The organism is Roseburia sp. TF10-5, assembly GCF_003462365.1.
Classification (GTDB): Bacteria; Bacillota; Clostridia; order Lachnospirales; family Lachnospiraceae; genus Roseburia; species Roseburia faecis.
Genome location: NZ_QTYW01000038.1, coordinates 1 through 4,776 on the forward strand (window position 1 = coordinate 1; position 4,776 = coordinate 4,776).

Consider the following 4,776-nt stretch of genomic DNA (forward strand, 5'->3'; position numbering starts at 1 on the left):
ATTCTTACCGCATTTTTAATCAGGATTGCGAACTTGTTTCGCAATTACCTATTTCTAAGGAGAATTCTACCTGTCAACTGTGTTCAAATTGTGACAAAGTTCTGTAAATTTTGTAAATCCCTGTTAAATTGCAATGCCATTTTTCTTTAACAGTTCTCTGGCAGACTCCACCGAATCGGTTCCGAGCGCATTTTTCACCGGTGCAAATTCCTTTTCCCGCTCAACCTCAAACGGAAGACAATTATCCATCATATACACCATATCCAGTATGAGTGTTTCAAATTTGTAGGCATTCGGCTCCTTCGGTTTCTGCAGCTGACCGTTTTCATCCAGATACGGAACCTTCTTCTCTACAATATGCATTGGAAGATTTGTTTTTACAATCTCCATCAGCTTATCCACACGGAACAGATAATTTAAAATCACACCGAACCCGTAAAGCAGCGAACCATTTTCATTGACAGCCTCTGCCATCTCCGGCGTCAGTTCATAGTATTCGACAATCGATGGTTTTCCATTTTCTAGACACATTGCACCCACACGTTCATACGGAGAAACCTTACGCACGACTTTCGAACCACACACACATCCAGACAAAATCGTTGCCCCGACAAACACTGGATCCGCAATCCGCTGCAATACATTGTCCACGGCAAAAACATTCAGCCATTCAATCCCACGTGTCCGGATATCTTCATCCAGATGTGCCCGGAGCATGGATTTAAACCATCCACCGTTTCCATTCGGAGACATCGCGAGAGAATCCTCCGATTCCATCAGTATGTTTCCATCGAAATCGACCGCCGGAACCATCTCCTGCACAAAAAATTTCACATAACTGCTGTCATATCCGAAAAAATCATGTTCTTCAAAAAAGGTCCGCGTCTGTACATCGTTTTTTTCGCTGGTCATAATATAAAGCGGAATCCACACACCTGCCTCATGTTTTACCTGCATCAGATTTTTAATCAGCTGTTCAAAAATATAGAGTGTTTTCGTCACTCCGATATTAAACATGCCTTTTGCCTTGTCAAATCCCAGCCGGGTACCCTGCCCTCCCGCCAGAAGAATTGCACCGACTTTTCCTTCCCGGAGTGCTTTCAGTCCCGTTTCCCGATACAGATCTTCCTTCTTTCGGATTTCGGAAAGTTCGGTCGCCTGCAGCGGTGCAAACGTTCCTCTTTGCTGTTTTTTTTGATGAATCAGTTCCAGACAGATCCAGTCCATTTCCTCCAGCTGTTTTTCCAGTTTCTCCGGCACCTGTGCATCTGTCAGTTTCTGTAAATATTTCTGCTTATACTCCATAATATTGTTCTTTACCTGTTCGTTCATGGAAACATTCTCCTTTATCTTTATTGACTTTCCTCTCCAATGACAACAGTAGACCAATCATGCCGATTGGTCTACTCTTATTCCCCAATTGATTACTGTACATTTGTTCCGCCAGTAGTTTCTGATCCCTTCTGGATCTCATCCGTGCCTGTGGCACCTACGGTCTCGTTATAATCCGATGTATTAATCTTTGCAGAATCTGCCGTGATTCCGGTTGTATTTACAATCGTGTCAGAGATTGCCTGCACCGTCTGTGATGGTGTATACGCGGCATCATCAAACATGTATTCATGCAGTTTTTTTACATTCGTCACAAGATCTGCCGGAATTACCGTATCTCCACATCTCGGCATGTTTTTCGTAGTCAGATCTGTTGGAAAACCAGTGGTGCTGCTGATTTTGTACTTGGTTACATCTTTCGCCAGACTCACCATCTGATCCAGCGAAAGTGTTGTGGAAATATCATCTACCACACTGTTACAGATTTTGACAAGTGTTGCCGGATTTGCTTTCTTTGCTTTCTCCAACATTGCCTGCAGCACAATTCTCTGACGGGATGCACGTTTAAAGTCATCTCCGGAAAGTTTTCGGATTCTGGCATATGTGGTTGCCTGTGTTCCGTCCAGATGCACCAGACCATACTGCGTCACATTCGGGGTATTCTTTCCGGTTACGCCGTCCACATCTTTCTTGTACTTGTTGATCTGGTTCATCTCGCCCTGGGTAATATTCAGATCCAGTCCTCCCAGATCATCAATCACTTCTACGACAGCTGCCCAGTCCACACACACATATTCCTTGATATCCAGATCCAGATTGGAATTTAACATCTGAACCGCCTGTTTTGCCCCGCCTCTGGCATAAGCATTGTTACACTTGAAATAAGTGCCGCCTCCGACTGACAGAAATGTATCACGGTATACCGATACCAGTTTGACATTTTTTGTCTTATTATCAATACTTGCAATCATGACAACATCGGAATTTCCCTCTTGGTAGTTATTTGCACTCCGGTTATCCAGACCAAACACTGCAATATTGGTATATCCTTCCAAAGACTCCAAGGTATCTTTGCTGAGATCATCATTAATTCCTGCCTCTGTCTCACTCATATTTTCATATTTCACACGATTTACCATGCCAATAAAATACGCAGCGACAAGCAGGATTGCGAGAAGCAGAATTTCAAATACAAACAATACAATCTTTCTGCTCTTCTTTTTCTTTCTTCTCTTTTTTCTTCTTCTATTATCTGCCATTTTTTTAATCCTTTTGCCTATTGTGTATATACAGCCATGCGTCTGCATAACTGACGCGGTCCTGTTCCGACATGGAAGTATATTTCTCCAGGTCGAGATTGGTCAGCCGCATCTGCGCGTTCCCACACTGATGACATTCGACATCTTTTCGTCTGGAAACCATACGGAGCCATCCACATTGCGGACAAATGTATATTTTCATCATAACTGTCTACCGATTATTCAAAGTGCTTTAACACTTCTGCTTTTAATTCTTCCAGCATCTGATCTGCACCATCCAGGGTATCTCCCTTAACACCGACATAAAATTTAATCTTCGGTTCTGTTCCGGATGGACGTACACAGCACCATGCATTATCGGATAACTCATAATACAGGACATTGGAAGACGGAAGTCCGGTAGCAGTCACCTCCCCGGTCTTTAAATCCTTACGGGTGTCTGCCTTATAATCGCGGACTGCAAGTACATCAAACGCTCCAAGCTTTGCCGGAGTACTCTGTCTTGCCCGATCCATAATCTGCTGAATCTGTGCGGCACCATCGATTCCCTTAAGTGTCATGGTTGCGATTCCCTCACGGTAATATCCGTACTTTTCGTACATATCGATCATGCCATCCCAGAGTGTCTTTCCCTGTGATTTATAAAAAGCAGCAACCTCACACAACATACATACAGCTGCCGGAGCATCCTTATCTCTTGCATAAGTGCCAGGAAGACATCCGTAACTTTCTTCAAATCCGAACACATAGTTCTTCTCTCCGGATTTTTCATATTTAAGCATCTGCTCACCAATATACTTAAATCCAGTCAGTACTTCCACCAGCTCCACATCATATGCTTTTGCGATTGCTTTTGCCATATCGGTAGAAACGATAGATTCTACCAGTACCGGATTCTCCGGCATAGAATTGTTTGCACGTTTCTGTCCCAGAATATATTCTGCGATCAGCATGGCTGACATATTTCCGGTAAAGGTTACATACTCCCCGCTCTTTGTATCCTTACAGTATACTCCAAGACGATCTGCATCCGGGTCCGTTGCCAGAACCAGATCTGCATCCTTTTCCTTTGCAAGCTTAAGTGCCAGTTCCCATGCATCCGGATTCTCCGGGTTCGGATACGGTGCGGTCGGGAAATGGCCATCCGCAACTGCCTGCTGTGGCTCAATGTATACATTTTCAAATCCCAGATCACTCAGCACACGCTTAACCGGGCCAAGACCGGTTCCATGCAATGGTGTATAAACAATCTTGATATCCTTTGCCATCTTTTTGATGATCTCCGGATGAATGGATAAATTTCTCAGTTCTGCAAAATAGGATTCATCCACATCGTCGCTGATGATCTGATACAGCCCTTCTGCCTGTGCTTTTTCCTTCTCCATGGTCTTTACCATGTCAAAAGAAGTTACTTTTGCTACTTCCGCCATAATACCGGTATCATGTGGCGGTGTTACCTGCGCGCCGTCTTCCCAGTATACTTTATATCCGTTATATTCTCTCGGGTTATGGCTTGCGGTAATAACAATACCTGCAATACATCCGAGTGTCCGGACAGCAAATGAAAGTTCCGGAACCGGGCGCAGACTCTTGAACACATATGTTTTGATTCCGTTTGCTGCAAGACAAAGCGCCGCTGCATCGGTAAATTCATCTGCCATCAGACGGGAATCATGTGCGATTGCCACACCTTTCTCCTGTCCTCCCTGTGCCAGAATATAGTTTGCCAGTCCCTGTGTCGCCTGACGGACCGTGTAGATATTCATACGATTGGTTCCCGCACCGATCACCCCGCGCAATCCGGCGGTTCCAAACTCCAGTGTACGATAAAAACGATCCTCGATCTCCTTGTCATCACCGGCAATTGCTTTCAGTTCTTCCCTTGTCTGATCATCGAAATACGGGTCATTACACCACTTGTCATATTCCTGTCTGTAATCCATGATTTTCCTATCCTCCTGATCTGCACTCCTTGCGATACATATTCTATGCTTCGCCCAAGATTTTTAAATTCTCTCCACTTGCAATTTTCTGAAACTCAATTGCTGTATGCCATTTTATCACAATCTTGGTTTTTTGAAAAGTTTTTCACGGAAATATTAGAATTCTGAAAATTGCAAAGTTTAATTCCGCCATCCATTTATACAGTGGAATTCTCTTCTGCACAAGTGGAGTTTAATCTTTC

At 43.9% G+C, this 4,776-nt stretch carries 4 protein-coding genes; all 4 read right to left on the bottom strand.

Annotated features, from left to right (window positions below; translation table 11 throughout):
* Positions 1-123 precede the first annotated feature (123 nt).
* The 4 genes from DXD06_RS16800 to DXD06_RS16815 all read right to left on the bottom strand — a co-directional run bounded on the left by DXD06_RS16800 (position 124) and on the right by DXD06_RS16815 (position 4,534).
* Positions 124-1,332: a UTP--glucose-1-phosphate uridylyltransferase gene (locus tag DXD06_RS16800; RefSeq protein ID WP_117833198.1), complete on the bottom strand. Its 1,209-nt coding sequence runs from the start codon at positions 1,330-1,332 to the stop codon at positions 124-126.
* A 92-nt stretch (positions 1,333-1,424) separates the two neighbouring features.
* Positions 1,425-2,591, bottom strand: coding sequence for an LCP family protein (locus DXD06_RS16805; RefSeq protein ID WP_158569566.1), 1,167 nt, complete (start codon positions 2,589-2,591; stop codon positions 1,425-1,427).
* 4 nt (positions 2,592-2,595) lie between these two features.
* Positions 2,596-2,796, bottom strand: coding sequence for a hypothetical protein (locus tag DXD06_RS16810; RefSeq protein WP_055066946.1), 201 nt, complete (start codon positions 2,794-2,796; stop codon positions 2,596-2,598).
* Between the two features lie 13 nt (positions 2,797-2,809).
* Positions 2,810-4,534, bottom strand: coding sequence for a phospho-sugar mutase (locus DXD06_RS16815; RefSeq protein ID WP_117833200.1), 1,725 nt, complete (start codon positions 4,532-4,534; stop codon positions 2,810-2,812).
* Positions 4,535-4,776 lie beyond the last annotated feature (242 nt).